The 20,747-nt window shown below is 35.6% G+C and carries 14 protein-coding genes; 7 read left to right on the top strand and 7 right to left on the bottom strand.

The window, feature by feature from the left end:
• Window positions 1-17 precede the first annotated feature (17 nt).
• Together pyrR and LPB89_RS10595 are read right to left on the bottom strand one after the other, a co-directional pair.
• Window positions 18-557: a bifunctional pyr operon transcriptional regulator/uracil phosphoribosyltransferase PyrR gene (gene pyrR / locus LPB89_RS10600; RefSeq protein ID WP_127338774.1), complete on the bottom strand. Its 540-nt coding sequence runs from the start codon at window positions 555-557 to the stop codon at window positions 18-20.
• A gap of 105 nt (window positions 558-662) precedes the next feature.
• Window positions 663-1,586: a hypothetical protein gene (locus LPB89_RS10595; RefSeq protein ID WP_230701711.1), complete on the bottom strand. Its 924-nt coding sequence runs from the start codon at window positions 1,584-1,586 to the stop codon at window positions 663-665.
• 422 nt (window positions 1,587-2,008) lie between these two features.
• Here LPB89_RS10595 and LPB89_RS10590 point away from each other — a divergent pair, with 422 nt between their 5' ends.
• The 5 genes from LPB89_RS10590 to LPB89_RS10570 all read left to right on the top strand — a co-directional run bounded on the left by LPB89_RS10590 (window position 2,009) and on the right by LPB89_RS10570 (window position 9,213).
• On the top strand, window positions 2,009-2,602 hold the full coding sequence (locus tag LPB89_RS10590) for a dihydrofolate reductase family protein (protein ID WP_230701710.1): 594 nt from the start codon (window positions 2,009-2,011) through the stop codon (window positions 2,600-2,602).
• Window positions 2,603-2,823: 221 nt separating this feature from the next.
• Entirely contained in the window at window positions 2,824-2,997 is a 174-nt protein-coding gene (locus LPB89_RS10585) for a hypothetical protein (RefSeq protein WP_164502527.1), read from the top strand.
• 358 nt (window positions 2,998-3,355) lie between these two features.
• Window positions 3,356-6,433, top strand: coding sequence for a SusC/RagA family TonB-linked outer membrane protein (locus LPB89_RS10580; protein WP_230701709.1), 3,078 nt, complete (start codon window positions 3,356-3,358; stop codon window positions 6,431-6,433).
• Between the two features lie 11 nt (window positions 6,434-6,444).
• Window positions 6,445-7,845: a RagB/SusD family nutrient uptake outer membrane protein gene (locus LPB89_RS10575; protein WP_230701708.1), complete on the top strand. Its 1,401-nt coding sequence runs from the start codon at window positions 6,445-6,447 to the stop codon at window positions 7,843-7,845.
• Between the two features lie 123 nt (window positions 7,846-7,968).
• Window positions 7,969-9,213 carry an amidohydrolase family protein gene (locus tag LPB89_RS10570; RefSeq protein ID WP_230701707.1) on the top strand — a complete coding sequence of 415 codons (1,245 nt, stop codon included), beginning with the start codon at window positions 7,969-7,971 and terminating at the stop codon, window positions 9,211-9,213.
• 152 nt (window positions 9,214-9,365) lie between these two features.
• On the opposite strand, the gene LPB89_RS10565 is transcribed toward LPB89_RS10570, so the two are convergent.
• From LPB89_RS10565 to LPB89_RS10550, 4 genes are all read right to left on the bottom strand, one after another.
• A complete protein-coding gene (locus LPB89_RS10565; protein ID WP_127338769.1) occupies window positions 9,366-10,985 on the bottom strand; it encodes an ABC-F family ATP-binding cassette domain-containing protein in 1,620 nt (539 codons plus the stop codon).
• Between the two features lie 1,008 nt (window positions 10,986-11,993).
• Window positions 11,994-12,767: a TlpA disulfide reductase family protein gene (locus tag LPB89_RS10560; RefSeq protein ID WP_230701706.1), complete on the bottom strand. Its 774-nt coding sequence runs from the start codon at window positions 12,765-12,767 to the stop codon at window positions 11,994-11,996.
• 216 nt (window positions 12,768-12,983) lie between these two features.
• Window positions 12,984-13,682 carry a DUF3592 domain-containing protein gene (locus LPB89_RS10555; protein WP_230701705.1) on the bottom strand — a complete coding sequence of 233 codons (699 nt, stop codon included), beginning with the start codon at window positions 13,680-13,682 and terminating at the stop codon, window positions 12,984-12,986.
• Window positions 13,683-13,781: 99 nt separating this feature from the next.
• Complete coding sequence (locus LPB89_RS10550) at window positions 13,782-14,141, bottom strand: helix-turn-helix domain-containing protein (protein WP_127338767.1); 360 nt, start codon at window positions 14,139-14,141, stop codon at window positions 13,782-13,784.
• Between the two features lie 134 nt (window positions 14,142-14,275).
• Here LPB89_RS10550 and LPB89_RS10545 point away from each other — a divergent pair, with 134 nt between their 5' ends.
• Complete coding sequence (locus LPB89_RS10545; RefSeq protein ID WP_230701704.1) at window positions 14,276-14,854, top strand: hypothetical protein; 579 nt, start codon at window positions 14,276-14,278, stop codon at window positions 14,852-14,854.
• A gap of 10 nt (window positions 14,855-14,864) precedes the next feature.
• Window positions 14,865-15,425: a hypothetical protein gene (locus LPB89_RS10540; protein ID WP_230701703.1), complete on the top strand. Its 561-nt coding sequence runs from the start codon at window positions 14,865-14,867 to the stop codon at window positions 15,423-15,425.
• Between the two features lie 199 nt (window positions 15,426-15,624).
• Here LPB89_RS10540 and chiA read toward each other — a convergent pair whose 3' ends face one another.
• A complete protein-coding gene (gene chiA / locus LPB89_RS10535) occupies window positions 15,625-20,364 on the bottom strand; it encodes a T9SS-translocated chitinase ChiA (RefSeq protein WP_230701702.1) in 4,740 nt (1,579 codons plus the stop codon).
• Window positions 20,365-20,747 lie beyond the last annotated feature (383 nt).

Here is a 20,747-nt window from a genome sequence, read left to right as displayed (position 1 = left end):
CCGATTAACCGATTCAACTAATTCGTTATCAGATACACGGCGTCTTCCCCTTCATTTTCTTTCCAGCTTACTTTTACTTTTTCATCATTAATGGCATCTACCTGGCGACCGCGATAATCGGGCTGAATAGGTAAATTACGGCTAAAACGTCTGTCGATTAACACTAACAATTCAATTTCCGAAGGTCTTCCGAAAGACTGAATAGCGGTTAAGGCAGAACGTATACTGCGTCCGGTAAACAAAACGTCATCGATAAAAATGACTTTTTTGTTTTCGACTATAAAATTTATTTGTGTTTTATTGGCTTCAAGCGGTTTATCAGTCCGGCGAAAGTCATCCCTGAAGAAAGTGATGTCTAAATAACCCAAAGAGATTTCCGGTGTCTGGTATTCGTTTTCTAATATTTGTTTCAGGCGTTCTGCCAGGAAAACACCTCTCGGCTGAATTCCAACTAAAATCGTATCCGAAAAATCCAAGTGTTTTTCAATCAACTGACAAGCCAAACGATGGAGTATGATAGTAACTTCTTTTGAATTAAGTAATACTTTTTGGCTCATAATTAAGTGTGATGTTTGGTTGGGCAAAAATAACACTTTTTTTTACCTTTTTAACGAACGAAATCAAAAAAGACAAAAAAAGCAGGCTCTTAGCCTGCTTTAAATTTAACTAGCTTCAGATAAAGCAATATGATAAACAATTGCTTCGATTTCATCATCTGTCAAAGGTCTTAATTTTGGATTCAAAAAATTCGACTTATAATCTACTAAAAGCTTTGGGAATCTAATTAACCATTTTTGTGATGATTCTTTCGAAGAAGGGTAAGCTAGCTTTATATCCCTTAATAAAACCAAATCGTTTTTGCCAGTAGCTTTCACATCTTCGATTAGCTCTTTATCATTTGCAATAAAATTCCGAATTGCATATCTATAAAAGCTTCCTAAATTTGAATTAGCGTCATTTTTTCTTCTAACAATGTCTTTTGGAACAAAAATAATTGGCTTTCCAAGATAAACAGGAAGATTAACTTTCTTTTCCGTCCATCTTAATTTATCTATATCAAATAAATATTTTTGATGAACTTCAATCATTGGTATTGGTGTAGAACTTTTTAGACATTGATCTTGAGTATATTCAATTAGAACTGACTTAATAATTTTAGTAGTAATATCTGAAATTCTATCACATCCAATATCATCAATAAACAAATCAAAATCACCAAGATTATTTAAGACTCCGTATTTCAAAAGAACACTATCACTGAGTGCAGATTGAAATTTCGGTTTTAGCTTATCTCCAACAGAATTCCCGTCAAAGTTTTTTTCTGAATGACCTAATCTAGTTTCTTTAGGTTCGCCTAAACCTGACATTAAATATTTGATATTTTTTTTATTATCAGCTTTAATATTATCTAATAATTCAGCTAAAAACACTTTTAAATTATGTTGCATTTTAACAACAAGTGGATTTTGACTTATTTCAATAAGTCTAGGATCTACAAAAAGCTTGTTATCCTTATGTAATTTTACGTCTACGAAATCTAATTTGGATTGGCTTAATCCTAAATTATAAATATTACTTATATTCATTTTTTATTGTATATTAAACGTTAATATGAACTAAACTGTTTAGCTCACTTTATAAATCTTTGAAACAGCAACATTCTTTTCTACAATAAAAAAATTTAAATTTTAACTTTTTTTTATTTTTTATTAAACCTAATTGATATACATTTGCCCCCAGATACCGACAAAATATCTATGAAATACCTTTTAATCCGATAAAATACACAAAAACACCCGGATTTCAAGATTGTAAGCCTCTTAATTGAGTAATAATTAATATTTTATTTCCAAATTAGAATTGGAATTTAATAAGTTATTACCATATCAATTATTAGGCCTTTTCTTGTTTTATGTCATTTTGACAGATAAAATATACAATACACTGACACGGCCTTTTTTGTCATGACAAATATCCAATAAATGAGTCAGAACAAATATTCAACATCATGAGAAAAATAATCGTCATAACCATGATTACAATCGATGGCGTAATGCAGGCTCCGGGCGGACCTGAAGAAGATACATCGGGCGGATTTGAATACGGAGGCTGGGTGGCTCCATTTGGTAATGAGGAATATGGCAAGGTCATGCAAAAGCAAATGGAACCTGCAGATATTCTTTTAGGCAGAAAAACATTTGATATTTTTGAAGACTATTGGCCCAAACATGCGGAAGGCTGGCCGGGAATTAATGACGTAACCAAATACGTTTTGTCTTCCACCAGAAAAAATTCCGATTGGGAAAACTCTGAATTCCTTTCCGCCGTAGAAGACATCAAAAAACTCAAAAATTCAGAAGGCGGTGACATTAAAGTCTGGGGAAGCGCAACACTTGTTCAGCTATTGCTTCAACATGATTTAGTGGATGAATTTGGACTCTTAATTTATCCTGTAATTCTTGGCAAGGGAAAAAAATTGTTCGATGATAGCTCCACTCCTGCGGGGTTTGCATTAATTGAAAGTACCGTTACTCCGAGCGGTGTAATTGCGGTGAGTTATCAGCGGGCGGGAGACGTTAAGACTGGGACAATCGGAGAATAATACTTTTAACAAACGATGATGCATCAATGACTATTTGATACCATCAAACATTAAAAGGTATGAAATTAGAACAACTGGAATAAAACTATATTTTTTTAATCCCAAAATCATAGAACTTTTCAACTAAATTATATAAGACATTTTTTTGCTGTTTGAAGTAATTTTATTCTACGATAATTAGAATACTAAATTCTTTTTAAAACAATTAAAACAGCAAAATCATGCAAAAGAACATTACACGTTTGTTAATGGTATTCGTAATACTATTTTCATTTACAAGTTGCGAAGTTATTGGAGACATTTTTAAAGCCGGAATGGGATTCGGAATTTTTATCGTGATCTTTATTGTTGCGATCATCATTTTCATTTTCGCTAAGCTTTTCGGCAGAAAATAAAACATAAAAAAAATCCCGTTGCTCCTGTAACGGGATTTTTTTTTTACCTCAATATTTTTTTTTATAAAGAATATCCATCTTCCGGCAAGTACTCTCTTGCCTCTTTTCCTCATTAGTTTTTTTTTACTGCCAAAACAGGTAGGCAAAAGTCGTATCTCATTGAACGCTTTGCCGTTTCCGTTTTACATTTCACCAGTCTCTTTTTACCACTAAAAAGCCTCAAATTTCTATTTTTTTCTACAGTTATCAATTAAAACCCACCACTTATAAATCGGTTATGGTTTTTTAATTTATCGTTCTTAAATTCAAACCACAAATTTACTAACGAAACTAAATAACTGTAAAAAGTATGAAAAAAATGACCTCAAAAAAAGTCCGTACGGCACTTTTATTTTCTTTGAAAACATCGTTAAAGAAAAAACTAGCAGCTCTCTTTCTTATTGCTTCAGTGCTGGATGTACAATCCGGGAATGATGGTAAGAAGTTAAAAACAGCGAATAAGTCGGTTGTAACTATCACAGATCAAATTTCAAGTCAGCAGAAAATTCATGGTATAGTCAAAGACCACACAGGCTTTCCCTTAATTGGAGTCACCATTGTAGTAAACGATCAAAAACAAGGGACAACTACTGATTTTGATGGTAAATTCGAAATAACGGCTACGAATGGCGATGTTTTGAGTTTTAGGTTTTTAGGTTTTACGACTAAAAAAATTAAGATTACCGATCAGGTTTTACTCCATGTTACCCTGGAACCCAGTACCAAAGAACTGGATGAACTTATTTTGGTGGGCTACGGAAAAACTTCCCGTAACAAAATAACAGGTGCTGTCACAAAAGTCGATACCAAAGTATTGCAAAACACACAAAATGTATCTTTTGCTGATGCTTTAATTGGTGTAGTCCCGGGTTTATTTGTCAAGGAAAACTTTACCTCTCCCGATGCGCCGCCCTCCATCTTATTAAGAGGTGTTGGTTCTATAAGTGCGAGTACAGAACCGCTGATAGTTGTGGATGGTGTACAGATGCCGAGGTCGGGACTCGGAGCCTTTTCGTTAAATGCTGCAGACATAAAAGAAATCAGTATTCTGAAAGATGCTGCTTCAACTTCCATCTATGGATCTAAAGGAACTAACGGCGTTATCATCGTTACTACGAAAAGAGGTAACAGAAATGCAGGGTTACAGGTTAGTTTTAATACCAGATTAGGAATTAAAAAAGCAGATGAATCCTTTACAGCTGATTTAATGAATGGTTCTCAAAAATTAGATTATGAAGAATCATTAGGTTTTTATAAATCTAATCCGGCATTACTTCAGAAAAGAAGAAACTCCAATACTGATATAAATTGGGCAGATCTTCTTCTAAAGAATGAAATCAACAGAGAAAACGACATTTCTTTTTCCGGAGGTTCAGACAAGATCAATTATTATACCTCTGTCACGTATAATAATGTGGATAATATCTTTGGCAGCCGCTACAAAAGATACACGGCAACGACGCGGGTTGATTTTGATTGGGGTACCCGGTTCAAAGTCGGATTTTCAGGAAATTTCGGAAATGTAAACGAAGAAGATAAACGAACGATTGGCTCTCCGTTTTCGAATGCCTTTTTATTAAATCCGTGGCTAACTGTTTTTGATGAGAATGGAGATCCCCTGAGACTTCTGGATGTTGGTAATTCTTCCGGAATTCCTTACAACCCATTGTATGTTCGCGATAATACCAATGTAAGTGCCAACCGAAAAAATATTGGAGGAAGTGTCAACCTTACCTATACACCTTTTAGATGGTTAAGTTTAAATGGCGTTTTAGGAGCGAATTACAATACTACAAAAAGCAGCAGTTTCGAAAAAGTCATAGTCAACGGAGGTGTATTAAGCTACGCTAACGGTGATAATAACAACTACACCGGAACACTAACAGCAACGATAGCCCAAAAGTTTAAAAAACACAATTTTGACATCGTAATGGGTAATGAATTTAACGAATACGAAACGAACAGCCTTTCTGTTTTTGCCAGAGATTTCAATTCTGATGCGATACAAACCATCAGTGCTGCAAAAACCGTATCTACCCTTAGTGAAAGAAAATCTCATGCCGGTTCCTTATCTTATTTTTCCAGATTAAATTATTCATTTGACAATACTTATAATTTATCCTTATCCTGCAGGAGAGACGGATCTTCCCGTTTTGGGGACAATCATAAATATGCAAACTTCTGGTCTGTCGGAACTTCCTGGAATATCCATGATGATTTCTTTAAAGAGAGTATCCATGTCAGCTCTTTAAAATTAAGAGCCAGTATTGGTACTTCGGGCAATGATTTCATTGGAGATTTTGCTTCTCAGTCTTTATATGGTTACAGAAGCCAGATAAATTATGCCGGCAGCGCTGTACCTTACTTAACAAGAGGAGAAAACGCAGATTTAACCTGGGAAAAGAATAACAACAAGAACATTGGTCTGGATTATGGCTTGTTTAGAAATCGTATTTCCGGAACAATTGATTATTATATCAGAGACACCAAAAATTTATTAAACAGTAAACCACTTCCTTTGACTTCCGGTTTTACTGAATTGATTTCGAATATTGGAGATTTCAGAAATGAGGGTCTTGAAATAAGCCTTCACCTTTTAAATTTTAGAAACAAACATTTTTCGTGGACCAGCGATTTTAATATTGCGTTTAATAAGGGAACCGTTTTAGCCTTGTCGAATGAAAAAGATATGCTGGTAAATTCAGGATCTACGGTATTTAAAGAAGGCAGTGCCATACGGTCTTTTTATATCACGGACTGGGCAGGCGTAAATCCGAAAATGGGTTTTAATCAATATCGGTCACAGGACGGGAAGCTGACAGACTACAATACGAGCAGAATAGCCTCTAATACCAACGAGATTAACGGTCTGAGGCAAGTTGTCAATAAAACCTCTATACCTAAATATCATGGTGGCCTGACCAATACGTTTCGATTTAGAAACCTTGATATGTCGTTCCTGATCTCTTATGCCGGAGGACATTACGTTTTAAATGAAGGCATTTATAACTTATACAACAACCCTGCTTTTAACCAGCATGTTACTGTAGCAGCTGCGTGGAAAAATCCGGGCGATCAGACAGATTTAGCCATAAGGCAGGTCTATCTGGCCCGGCCAACATCGCCCATGGTATCCGACTACAAAGCTTCTTCTCAGTTTCTTCAGGATGCGTCCTACATTAAATGGAAGAATATTACCCTCGGCTATACGCTCAACAAAATTGTCTCGGATAAAATAGGGATTCAGCGTTTACGAATTTACGTTCAGGGACAAAACCTGCTCACAAAAACAGCCGTGTCTTACATAGATCCGGAATATGCGACTGCCAGTGGCGGTATCGGACTTTCCTCTTCCATTCTAAGAGGCTACTCATTTGGTCTCAATGCTAATTTTTAATAGACAAGATTATGAAAACAAATATAAAATTACTTTTTACAGCAGTACTACTGGCTTTATATTCCGGCTGTTCTGATGATATTATACACAAGCAGCCTCTGGACGAATTAGCTCCCGCTACGCTGCTTCAGACGGAAAGTGGTTTCAGAAGTGCTTTAGATGGCGTTTATGGCCTTATGAAACAAGACTTTAATGGGTATTCGTTTGGCATTTATACAATTCCCGAAGCCATTAGTGATGACCTTTTAGCCTCTGCAGACCCCAATGATTATTCTTTCGACAATAGTGTAGAAAGCTTATATCCGCTAACGTACAACAGTTCTACAGGCGGGATCGAAGGATTCTGGAGGATTTCCTACCAGGCAATTTATAATGTCAATACCATTATAAAACAGGCGAGATCAAGTTCATTAAAAAACAAAAACACTTTTTTAGGAGAAGCATTGGGTTTGCGTGCTTTATTATACTATAATCTCTATCGATTTTATGCTCCTGCTTACAACACAAACAAAACCGCACTGGCAGTTCCTTACCGATTTGAAACTGATGCCTTACTGACAATCAAGCCTAGAAACACGACACAGGAAGTTATTGGTTATGTTTTAACTGATTTAAAGGAAGCCGCCGCATTAGCAAACAATACCGTTAATTCCTACCGAATATCCAAAACCGCTATTTACGCTTTAATGGCCAGAGTCTATCATGAAACCGCTGATTATAAAAATGCGGTCCTGAATGCTAATCTGGCATTAGCAGACGGCAGATATAAATTAGACAATACGTTAAGTGCTTTGGAAAAAGAATGGGATAAGGATGAATCTAACGAAATTATTTTCAGGATCCGTTTTGAAAAAACCGAGACCGGACAGACAGCAGCACTTCTGGCCATACCGGTTTATTCGAGTTATCCGTATTCGGTATCTGATGATTTACTAAATCTTTACGATAAAAATAAAGATATCCGATTTACAGTCTATTTTAAAAATCATCCCCTTATAAAAGGCAGTTATTATCCTAAAAAACAAGCCGGGACCAGAACCACCAACGCAGCTGCATTTGACCCCGGAAACATCGATCTTAAACTGATCAGAGTCCCTGAATTATATCTGATACTGGCAGAATCGTATTTACATGAAAACAACAACAGTGCCGCATTGACAAATCTCAATAAACTTAGAAATGCACGTGGATTAGGTGATTATTCAGGAAATGATCTAAGCAGCGAAATTTTAAACGAAAGAAGAAGAGAGTTAGCCTTTGAAGGTTTTAGATTTACAGACCTTAAAAGACTTGGATTGGGCTTTACAAGAACAGACGGCACGGGCTTACCTGCTGATGCTGATCGGTTTGCTTTGCCCATTCCCCAAACAGAAATAGACCGTTCGGGACTTAAGCCAAATCCCGGATATTAAAACAATTCATTGATTCGAATTACCAGTTATTTCACGAGCCAGAGCTTATAGCCATAACGCTGGTTCCCGGAATGCTGTAAATTTTCCCATAAATAATAATTTTCCATACTATAAATCCTTTAAATGAAAAAAGAAATAGTTCTGTTTTTTTTACTTTTTGTATGTACCGTACTAACAGTACACGCACAACGTAAGGAAATCGCTAAAGTCACCATACTAAAGAATGGTTTTATATTTGACGATAAATTTGAATTACACAAAGGCAGCATCGTAATTACTGACGCTACAATAACAGCAATTTTATATGATGATAATCTAAATGATTATATCGGAGCAATTATAATTGACATTACCGGAAAGTACGTACTTCCCGGATTAACAGATACACATGTACATTTGGCCACAGCACCTGATCCCGACAGGGAAAAGAATGCTAAATATATGAGCAACCAACTTTCCAGGATGATTGATGCCGGTATCACAACTGTCCGGGATATGACTGGTAACGCTATTATCCTAGCCGATTACAAACGTGCGTCTAATCTGAACCAAATACCCGCGCCCTCTATTTTTTATGCCGCGCAATTTGCAGGACCAGCCTATTTTACTTTAATGAGAAAGCATTCTAAAGAAGATAAAGATACGCCCTGGGAACGCACTATTACCGACACAACAGATATTAAAATGGCCGTGGCAGAAGCTAAAGGTGCAGGTGTAACCGGGATCAAAATATATAATGACCTAAGTCCCCGCATCGTTAAAAAAATTGTAAAAGAGGCTAACAGACAAAAATTACAATGCTGGAGCCATGCAGCAGTATTTCCTGCTACACCAACCGATGTTGCAGAGGCAAAAGTAAATTCCATGTCGCATGCGTTTGACATTCCCTATGATTTTTCGAAAGGAAAAATGGATCATCATAAAAAACCACCTGCTATCGATACCCTAAAAATGGATAAACTTTTACGTCTAATGAAAGCCAACAGTATTATACTCGATGCAACCAACTATATGGGTAAAAACAATAATTTTTTTGATGGTATGAAAGTAACCAAAAGAGCTCATGAACTTGGAGTAAAAATATCTACAGGAACAGACTGGCCTTACTTATTTGAAGAAGCCGGCACTACTCCGTTATTCAAAGAAATAAAAATACTGATTACCAACTGTAATTTCACCAATAGGGATGCACTGATAAGTGCTACTAAAATCGGAGCCGAAAGCATTGGACTGAAAGACAGAGGTGTTCTGGAAGCGGGTAAACGTGCAGATATTTATATCACCAATTCAGATCCCGTCCAAAACATCGAAAACTTAAAGGATGGTTTTATAACTATTAAGTCAGGGATTATCTATGCTAAAAAATAGATACTAAATCAGTGCTGAGAGTTGCGATAAAACGAACTGATTTAACCACGAAAATCTTAAAAAAGAAAAAAACACTTGCAAAACGATTTTTGCAAGTGTTTACTAAATATTTCTAATCCTTAATTAGTATTGATTCTTTACAACCACAAGAATTACAGATTGTACATTTTCTTTCTTTGCTCCTGAATTTTTTCATCTTCCAGATACTCGTCAAAAGTCATGTAACGGTCGATAACTCCGTTTGGTGTTAACTCCACTACCCTGTTACCAACCGTTTGTGCAAACTCGTGGTCATGTGTGGTGAAAATTACAGATCCTTTAAAGTTTTTTAAGGAGTTGTTAAAAGCCGTGATCGATTCCAGATCCAGGTGATTCGTAGGTTCGTCAAGCATCAGGATATTAGCGCGCTCCATCATCATTCTGGATAACATACAACGTACTTTTTCTCCTCCTGATAATACACGGCTTGTTTTTAGGGCTTCTTCTCCGGAGAAAATCATTTTTCCTAAAAACCCTCTGATAAATACCTCATCACGTTCCTCTTCTGTTTTTGCATATTGACGTAACCAGTCTACTAAACTCAAATCATTTTCAAAAAACGAATGGTTCTCCGCCGGCAAGTAGGCCTGATTGGTGGTAATTCCCCAGTCAAAATTCCCGGAATCTGCTTTTTGCTCATTATTTAAAATCTGGTAGAAAGCCGTTGTAGCACGTGAATCTTTCGAAAAAAGAACGATTTTGTCGCCTTTTGCCATATTCAGATGCACATCTTTAAATAAAACTTCTCCATCTACAGAAGCGCTTAAATTTTCCACATTCAGGATTTGATCTCCTGCTTCACGGTCCTGATCAAAAATGATCGCCGGATAACGACGGCTGGATGGTTTGATATCTGAAATATTCAGTTTAGAGATCATTTTTTTACGGGAAGTTGCCTGTTTCGATTTGGCAACGTTCGCACTAAAACGACGAATAAATTCTTCTAATTCCTGTTTCTTTTCCTCCGCTTTTTTGTTTTGCTGCGCACGTTGTTTTGCTGCTAACTGGCTGGACTCGTACCAGAAGGTATAGTTTCCTGAGTAATGGTTTATTTTTCCGAAATCAATATCAGAAATATGGGTACAAACCGAATCTAAAAAGTGACGGTCGTGAGAAACTACAATTACAGTATTTTCGTAATTTGCCAGGAAATTTTCTAACCAGGCGATTGTCTCGAAATCCAGATCGTTGGTAGGCTCATCCATAATAAGCAAATCCGGGTTTCCAAAAAGGGCCTGCGCCAAAAGCACACGTACTTTAATTTTTCCTTCAAGATCGCCCATTAATGTATAATGGTGCTCTTCGTTGATTCCAAGGTTAGACAACATTGCAGCAGCATCAGAATCGGCATTCCATCCGTTCATTTCTTCAAACTGAACCTGAAGCTCCCCTATTCTGTCTGCGTTCTTATCGTTGTAATCCAGATAAAGTTCATCCATTTCTTTTTTAACAGCGTACAAAACTTTATTCCCCATCAAAACGGTTTCCAGAACAGTATGCTCGTCGAACATGTTGTGATTCTGGTTTAAAACCGACATACGTTTTCCGGGCTCTAAATGAATGTGGCCTGAAGTTGGATCGATATCACCTGAAATGATTTTTAGAAAAGTAGATTTTCCAGCACCATTGGCTCCAATAACGCCGTAAATATTTCCGTGTGTGAATGTCGTATTTACTTCGTCAAACAAAATTCGTTTGCCAAATTGAACTGATAAATTATTGACTGTTAACATGAATGTCTTTTTAATTAATTTGGTGCAAAAGTACGGAAAAAGGTTCTAAGTTGCAAAGGTGCCAAGGTGCTAAGTTTTTCTCCGAAAAATATTTTTTACGTAAAGACGCAGAGAAACAAAGAAAACAACCTTTAGGAGGAAATTTTCTGCTTATATAGGTTCACTTAAACTGAAGCTATTAATTTTAAACCATTTAAAAGAAAAAAAACTTTGCGTAAAATATTTACCATATAAGTTATATCAGTTCATTTAAGATTGAACTTATTAACTTAAAAAAAGAAAAAACTTTGCGTCTTTGCGACTTTGCGGGATTATTTCAACTAGAGATTACATTGGTCAAAACAACAGGGAATCACAGAAAATTTTGTCTGAAAATTTTCTACCATATAAGTTATATCAGTTCACTTAAACTGAAGCTATTAATTTCAAAACCATTTAAAAGGAAAAAAACTTTGCGTAAAATATTTACCATATAAGTTATATATGAGTTCATTTAAGATTGAACTTATTAACTTAAAAAAAGAAAAAACTTTGCGTCTTTGCGCCTTTGCGGGATTATTTCAACTAGAGATTACATTGGTCAAAACAACAGGGAAGCACAAAAACTTTTGTCTGGAAATTTTCTACCATATAAGTTATATAAGTTTATTTAAACTGAGGCTATTAATTTCAAAACCATTTAAAAGGAAAAAAACTTTGCGTAAAATATTTACCATATAAGTTATATATCAGTTCATTTAAGATTGAACTTATTAACTTAAAAAAAGAAAAAACTTTGCGTCTTTGCGCCTTTGCGGGATTATTTCAAATAAAGATCACATTGGTCAAAATAACAGGGAAGCACAGAAATAACTTTATCTGGAAATTTTCTACCATATAAGTTATATCAGTTCATTTAAACCTAAACTAAAAAATGCCAAAAGGTAAAAACTTTGCGTCTTCCGGGATCAGTGAGCCACAACTTTATTGTGTAACATAAACTTACATCACTTATATAGTTAAAAAAAACTACAGTTTACTCTCCTTCGCCAATGCCACTTCCAGACTTTCGAAATTCGGCAGCACTTTCGCAATTAAACCTTCTTTGTTTATGATAAAATGTGTTGGAAAAGCATTTAGATCCAATGTTTCATTCATGTAGATTTTCATATCCGGAATAACTGCATAGGACAATGGTTTTCTCGCTAAAAATACTTTTAATTGCTCTGGCGAATCTTCAGCAAGACTGACAAAGAGAATATCTTTCCGGTCTTTGTATTCCTCCACCAGACGATTTACCTGCGGAAATTCTTTTATGCAGGGCGTGCAGTGAATGTACCAGCATTTTATTACAATAATTTTCCCTTTCATCGTTTCGTTTGAAACTTCATTTCCGTTTAAGTCTTTAAATGAAAATTTCGGAAAAGCTGTGCCTTCCATTTTATAGTTTTTAAGCGCATCAAAACCTATTTGATTGATGGTGGCTTTTATACTGGTATCTGAATTGGGCTGGATTTTAAACAGTTTATAATAATAAATCGAATTCTCTGATTTTAAACGGATTGGAATAAAATTGCCGTTTGCTAACTGATCTAAAAAAGATTCTTTTGAAATTTCTTTTGAAAGAACATCAAGTGCCACAAAATCCCTGGAAAGCATGATATTTTTGTTCTGATAGGCTGACCAGTCTGTAAAGTTTTTTTGAACTTGAAAGGGATCAACTTCCGGATTTCCAAATTTTGTCTGGGCTGTTGAAAGGTTAAACAGTAAGAATGTTAGTAGTATGCTGATTGATCTTTGCATGAATTCTGGATGGAATAATTTAAGTTCAAAAGTACTTATTTTTTCACGGAAATTTGTTTGATTTTTAACCGCAATGAACGCTGGGGAATTGCGCAAAGTTCGCAAAATTTTGATATCGTCCTTTGACTTTGATAATACACAGATTTTGCAGATTAAAATGGTCTACACGATTTTTCTTTTTTGTGTTATTAGGAAAATGAAAAAACGTATTTCTAGTTAATTATTCACTTTAGGTAGAAAGGAAATATCCATAAAATACTTCTTTGGATTTTTGGGATCAATCATCACTTTGATTTCGTCCATTTTTATAAAATCTGTAGGATCGAACCAGATATTATCACTTTTAAAGATATATAATTCATTCGTATGCGTATCCAGCCACTGACTGTAAATCTGGAAGGGACTTCTGCCATTTACTTTATAGCTGTTATTAAATTGTACGCTATCAAATTTTGTTGCAATACGCTTGCCATTATCAAGCAGGTATTGTGATCTCCTTTGTTTTAAATTTTTAAATAAAATAATGAAGAAACCCACTAAAGAGAAAACTGTTCCCAAAAAACCTACAATTAACGGACCAAACCATATCGACATAAAACCATTAATAGTAGCCTCTTTAGGATCTCTTGGATCATACAAGATCTCAACAGTTTCACCCTCGCTATAACTTGGCGGATTACTACTTACAGAAGAAGTAAATTCAATCTGCCTGCCTTCTTTGGTTGTAAAGGATACTACAGGTTTATAGGTTGTAGAATTATCAGATCTGGATTCCAGTAATTCGACAACTGTTCCCTGAGCGCTGACTGCTTTTTCTAAAAAAGCTTTTTTATTCTGATAAAGAAAAAAAGCCCCTGTCAGCAATCCCAGACCAACGACAAGAAATACGTATTTAAGAATAGAAAAGGTTTTCATATTTAGTTGTTTGATTTTGGCATGAACTTTTTTTACTACAATTTTTGAAATCCAAAAGTACTTAAAAACATATCCTCATAATGTTCTGAATTAATCTTTTTATTTTTTATCTAATCTATTTCTCAGATAAATTATTTCGCTTTTTAAATTATCTATTTGTTCCTGATATAATTGTCTTTCCTTATCAAAAAGATCCATTATCGTTTTCATCTCATCCGGAGTTGTACTAACATGATCAGAAACTAATTTATCAAGCTTCTTTGTTTCGTGAAAGTCAATAATACTGCTAATTTCAAGATCAAAAATGGAAGCTATTTTTTTTAATTTTTCAAAATTAATTTTCGTCTTACCTCTTTCTATATCCGAATACGCCGCCTGAGATATGTTTAATAGATCAGCTACGTAGTCCTGAGAAAATCCCTTGATAATTCTAATCTTTCGTAAATTTTCTAAAAGCATTTTTTTTTACAAAAATAAGAAATAATTTACTTATTAAAATTATAAATGTAAAGTAAAACTTATATAAAATAAGTGTTTGTTATTTTATTTTTGGCACTACATAAACACTAGTCTGTACGGAATGGCTAAAAAAAATGAAACATGGCATGGATTTAAAATGGTTTTTTAAAATTTTACTATTAATCCCAATAATAGTTCATTCTCAAAATAGAGAATTTAAGGATCGGGGTCCTAGTATTGAGGCTTCAGCACTACTCCTGTTCCCTTACGATTTTAAGATCCCTTCAGAACATAATGAGATCTCCGAAACTAGTACTAAATCTAAAATACTGGGAACTAGTATACATTTAGACTACTATATTTCTAAACATTTTGCTTTTAGGGCAGGAAGTGGATACGAATTTATAAATCAGCCAAAAATTGATTATATCCCGGTTACTGGTGGGATTAAATGGGTCTTAAACGATACAAAAGAAAGTTTATCAACCTCTTTTGATTTAGGGGGGCATTTGGGACAAGTTGAAAAATTCGGTGTCCTGATGCGAATAGGTGTCGGGTACAGATTCGTAATTTTCAAAAAGGTTCTCGGCAGTTTTGAATTGTGTTATTCCCATCAAAATTTATACAAAACATTTACTAATTCATCCAATAAAAAGGTCGATTATCATAATATTGAAAGTGCCGGATTTAAATTGGGAATAGAAATTTATTAATAACTAAACTATGAAAGTATTAAAAATAATGACACTTATCCTTATGCTGCTATTTGGAGTAAAAGTTCTTTCGCAGCAAAAAGCAACCTTAGAAAAATCAATTTTCGGCATACAAACCGGCTTTTTAGGCTTTTGGGTTAACAATGAAAGCAGATTATTATCTAATCTTTCATTAAAAAGCGAATTAGGAGTAGACGCAGGACTATTTGGAGGGAGTTCAAATGACAAAATTGGCAGTGTAGTAGTTCCTGTTCTTACTTTAGAACCCAGATACTATTATAACATTCAAAAAAGAGCTGTTAATAATAAAGTTACAGCTAACAACAGTGCAAATTTTATTGCGCTAAATTTAAAATACCAATCCGATGTATTTGTTATTTCTAACAAAAATGTTGATGTCATAAGTACTATTTCTATTATTCCAAAATGGGGTATTCGTCGAAACTTAGGAAATAATTTTCATTATGAAACTGGTTTTGGTGTTGGTTACCGACATTTTCTGGAAAAGATAAATAGCGAAAAAGGTGAAGTAGCAGTTGATTTACATGTAAGAATAGGATATAATTTTTAAAATTTAAACTATAAAAAAACCCGACAATAAATTGTCGGGTTCATAATGCGCTCCTTCAGGTGAAAACCAAATAACAAATCACCCCAATTCACTGCATTTATTCGAAATATAAAAACCAGATTAAAAAATAAATAACCAAACTCAATTTTAACCGTCCCAATTTTTTTATTTCTAAATTTTCCATTCTTTGTCGTAAACCTTAGTTTAAAAAGTTCATGACTTTGAATGATTTTTTATTTCCTGCCTTGTCAGTCACTATCACTATAAATAATTGTTTAGTGGAGAAACTTTGGTTTTGAAGCAGTACTTCTTTATTGTTCTGAATGTTTTTATGACTTACAATTGATTGTCCAATCGTATTAAACACATCCACCTGAGCGATATCTTCTGTTTCATTTGTAACCGATAAGGCATTATTTTTAAAATAAGCTACTGTGTTACTTTTCACTTCAATTTTTTCAAGGGACAATGTTTTTGCTGCTGACTGCGAAGCAAAATAAGCGGCATACGCTTTAGACAATTCAGATGAATTACCACAAGAAGAGGCATCCCAGTTTACAGACCAGGTCATTAGACCTCTTAAAGAAGGATAGGGTCCGCCTGGCTGCATTGTGTAGGTTCTTCCTGAAAAAGTGGTTCCGGTTCTTAAATAATGCATAGCATTAATTCCTTCTGTCGGCGTTAAATAACCGCTGCCTGCTGCACTTGGACAAGCTGGTAATGCAATAAGAACTTTTGAGGCAGGTAAACCATCAAAATGCATTCCTGTTGTAGCAATGTTGTACCCTTTTATGACCATATCAGTTAGGGCTGTTACCATGTTTGATTTCTTAGCTGAACCATAATACTGACCATCTAATCCGTTTTCTCCTCCTGTATTATACAATTGTACCGCTAACAAATCCAATTCATTACGCAAGTTTTGAATGATTGGCAGGAAGGAACCAAAAGTATCTGTATAGGTAGAATAACCTCCTTGTACGTATTGTGTTTCCGGAGCTGCAGTTAATAAAAATCCAGGGCCATAGTACGTTTTTAATTCTTTGAAAGCATCTACTACGTTTTTTAATCTTGGATAAACAGAAATACCGGCATAGGAAATATCTCTTAAACCTCCTGCATTAAAATTCATCGATCCGCCTTCAAAATCAATATCAACTCCATCAAATTGATACTCATCAATAATGGCTTTCAGACCATTAACAAAAATATTTTTTTGAGCTACATTATCCAGAACAACATGACCATTTTGACCTCCGATAGAAACAATAACAGGAACACCGCTATCTCTTAAGGATTTTATATCATTTTTCAATAATTGCTTATTGAAAACACCATTGGTCAGATATCTCGTGTCATTTGTAGTTAATACTGGTGTATAACCATCACGATTCACTGTTTCTACGAAAGAATAATCGACTACGTTAAATTTACTTCCCACCATTTGAGAGAAATATAAAAACGGAGCACCAGCATTTTCCCAGGAATGTGCATATCCTAAAATAATTTTAGAGGGAAGCGGGATAAATCTATTAGTGCTCACCGGAGCAATTTTAATGGTATTGTTTAAGGTAGTTACAGCAGCTCTGTTATCGGTTGCTTTGATTACAACCGGATAATCCTGATAAGCAGCTGGTGTAAAATTGTACGTATAGGTATTATTGGCACCTGCCGTCATGTTAAATGTACCTCCATTTATGGTAATAGTAACACCTGAAACCGATCCGTCACTATCAACTGCTTTAACTGAAATTGGCACCACCTGGAAAGAACTTTGGTTTACAGTAGTATTCGATGGTGAATTCCATGTAATTACCGGCAATGAATTTGGACAGTTTGCACCTGAACAAGTTAATGTAAAACTATATGTTTTTGCTTCTGTTGTTCCGTTTGATGCAGTAGCTGTAACGGTTAATGTATGAGCAAGCGAAAACTGATTTGCTGCCGGTGTCCAGATCGCTGTATAAGTTCCCGAAGAATTGGCAGCACTCAGGCTTTGTCCATCTAAACTGAATACAACAGAGGAAATTGTAGTGGCATCAGCAGCACTTAATCCAACACTTGCAACAAAATTAATTGCTGATCCTAAATTGATAGCAATCGCCGAAGCTGTTGGCGCTGTGATGGTAACAACCGGTTTAGTCGCAACCACTGCCTGTCTGTTAAAATTATAAACCGTTGGAGTTGTTGGAACTGCAAAGTTGGCTAAGTTATTTGGATAATAAGTCACTTCACCATTTTCCCATGAGTTCAATTTCAAACTTAAAATTTGTGTATACCCTGCTACAACTGAATTATCAAAAGTATAATTTCCTGATGCATCTGTTGTGGCTAAAACACTTTTCCAGTTGTGCGTGTTATCAGTCCATGGTAAAACAATTTCTACTTTTGCACCAGCAACCGGAGTTGTTCCGTTTTTAACCGATCCGCTGATTAAATTTACAACGGCAGCCAATGCTGATTTTGCGGTAGAGCTTGTATTAAAATTGTAAACCGTTGGGTTTGCAGGAACAGCAAAGTTTGCCAGGTTATTAGGGAAATAGCTTACTTCACCATTTTCCCAGCTGTTTAATTTAAGACTTGTAACAGTGTTATAACCCGCTACAACCGAATTATCAAAGCTGTATTTCCCTTGTGCATCTGTTATGGCAATTACGCTTTTCCAGTTGTGTGTATTGTCTGTCCACGGCAAAACGATTTCTACTTTTGCACCAGCAACCGGAGTTGATCCGTTTTTAACTGTTCCGCTAATTTTATTGGAAGGAACTACAATAACATCCTGAGAGAAGTTTAATGTTTTGTTAGCAGTTAAATTGGTATAAACTGTTGAAGCCGGCGTATACGTTTGTCCGGCCAAAGCTGCCGTTACGGTATAATTTCCGCCTGACGGTAAATTCCCTATCGAATAAACGCCGCTTGCATTTGAAGTTGCCGTAAAAGTTCCGGCTGTTGAAGTTGCTGTAACTGTTACACCAGAAACTGGAGTTGATCCGTTCAAAACAGTTCCGCTTACGGTGTAATAAACAACTGGTGCACCCTGAGCAAAATTCAACGTTTTATTAGCATCGATTGCATTATAAACGGTTGAAGTTGGCGTGTAGGAGAATCCTGTTTTTGCAGCTGTAACGGTGAAGTTAAGTCCGGCTGTTAAACCTGTTACGCTGTAAACTCCGCTTGCATTAGAAACTGCTGTTAAAACAGTAGATCCAGAAGTTGCTGTAACCGTTACACCAGAAACGCCTGTTGCTCCGTTAAGAACTGTTCCGCTTACCGTGTATAAAGGCTGAGTGCCGTTTATAACAACTGCCGTTTGGTTTGTTGTTACATTCGTTAACGTTACGGGAGTAAAAGTATACGTAGATTTTGCAGCTGTAAGGATATAATTTTGTCCTGAAGTTAAGTTGCTGAAGGTAAAATTACCTCCTGTAGATACTACGGTTTGCAATACTGCATTACTGGCGTTGCGCAATTCAACGGTAACATTCGGAACTAAAGCTGCTCCGTTTTTTACCGAACCTGAAATACTTACTGTTCCGGGAACAACGCTTCCAAATGAAGTATCTACCTGGGTTAATAAGGAGTTCGGTATAGCACCTCTGGTATCCTGGGATAATTCCCAAACCATACCTCCGGCAAGATTTCTGGACTTGATATACTGTACTTTTAAATCCATTGATTGTTTATCTTCATAGCTGATAAACTGTTTTAAAGTGGCATTGTATAAGTAAGGCACTTTGGTAGTATTGTCAAAATAACGTACCCATCCTGCAGCTGCAGCCGTTGGCGTAACCAACATGGTAGTCGGATCTAAGTAAGCGTGTGAATTGGTCACCGGATTTCCGACTAAATCGCAAATTTCGATACTTCCTGATTTTTCGCAGGCTGCCGGACCATCCCAGGTTCCTGTTGGATTTTGCGGATTCGTACAGCCTGAAACTATATCTCTTGGAGCTGAAACGAATAATCCGTTAGTGGAGTTCGTGGCAACATGATCAAACTTTTTACCGTAAAAAGGCAATCCCATGATCAGTTTATTCGCCGGAAATCCTACCACATTTAAGTATTGACTGGTCAGTTCATCCAGTGATTCTGATTGTGTCGCTCCGTAAAGTGGGTCATTTGTGTTTCCGCTGGCGTACAATGGTGCATTGTAGCAGGTTTTATCATACCAGTTTCCACCAAAATCATAGCCAAAATAAGTAATATAATCACAATACGTCGAAATGTCTTCTGTCATTCCGTACTGTGCTCTGTTAGATGGGCCTAAATATTGCTGCGCCACTTTTCTAACATTGTTTCCGGCTGCAATCGTAACCAATTTATTGGGCATTGCCTGACGCATTGCTTTCAGTAAATACACTAAATTCTTGTTGTCGTCCGGGCTGTACTTTTGTGGAGGAATTGGTGCCCCGTTGATCACCTCGGTACCGTCTGTTCCTCCGGAAAGAGGATATTCCCAGTCAATGTCGAATCCGTCAATAAATGGATAAGTAACAATGAAGTTCGCCATATCTGCAGCCAAAGCGGCTCTTGCTACCGGGCTGGCGGCAATTGGAGAAAGATCCTGACCTTTGGTCCATCCTCCAACAGAAATTAAAATTTTTAAATGCGGATACTTTTCTTTTAACTTTTTCAAGTCATAAAAGTTCCCTTTTACAGGGGCATCCCACGGAATTCCGCCTTCCATATGCTCAAAATCAGCATAGGTATCCAAACAATGAAGTTTTGTATTCTCCGGATGGGCAGGGTCAAAAGTTGTCCCATAAAAAGAATAATTCAAATGCGTCAATTTACTTCCGTCAATTTTCGGAACGTTAAAGTCCCTCGCATAAATGGACCATTGCGCATAATACCCCACTACTTTCTTTCCGTGAGCTGGTTGGGCTGACGCGAGTAAGGGAAACAATAACAATAAAAGCAATCTGTAATAATGTTTCATAATTAATAAATATTGGTTAATAGAAAAAAATATTCCAATTACAATCACTTACATACTGAAATTCAGTACATAAAAACGATAATCGGGATTCAACTGACTGCAAATGGAAACTTTGCAATCATTGGAAATTAATTCGATTTACTTCTATAAATAAATATTACTATTACTGATTCTACCATAATCATTAGCAAATAGTATTGATTGATATTTATGTATACTTCTTTTTTAAAAAATTAGTAATAAATAAAAAAAAGATAAATTTGGGGGGCAATTCTACTTTCTAAAATTCTACTTTATTGTCATGTTTTTGGGTATTCTTTTATTTGGTTTTTAAAGGTTAATAAATATTTTAATGGTTATTTTTATTATTGATTCTGAATTTA

The sequence above is a fragment of the Flavobacterium sp. ENC genome (genome assembly GCF_020991415.1).
Classification (GTDB): Bacteria; Bacteroidota; Bacteroidia; order Flavobacteriales; family Flavobacteriaceae; genus Flavobacterium.
Note: the sequence above shows the minus strand (reverse complement) of the source record. Positions and strands in the feature narration are given on the sequence as shown.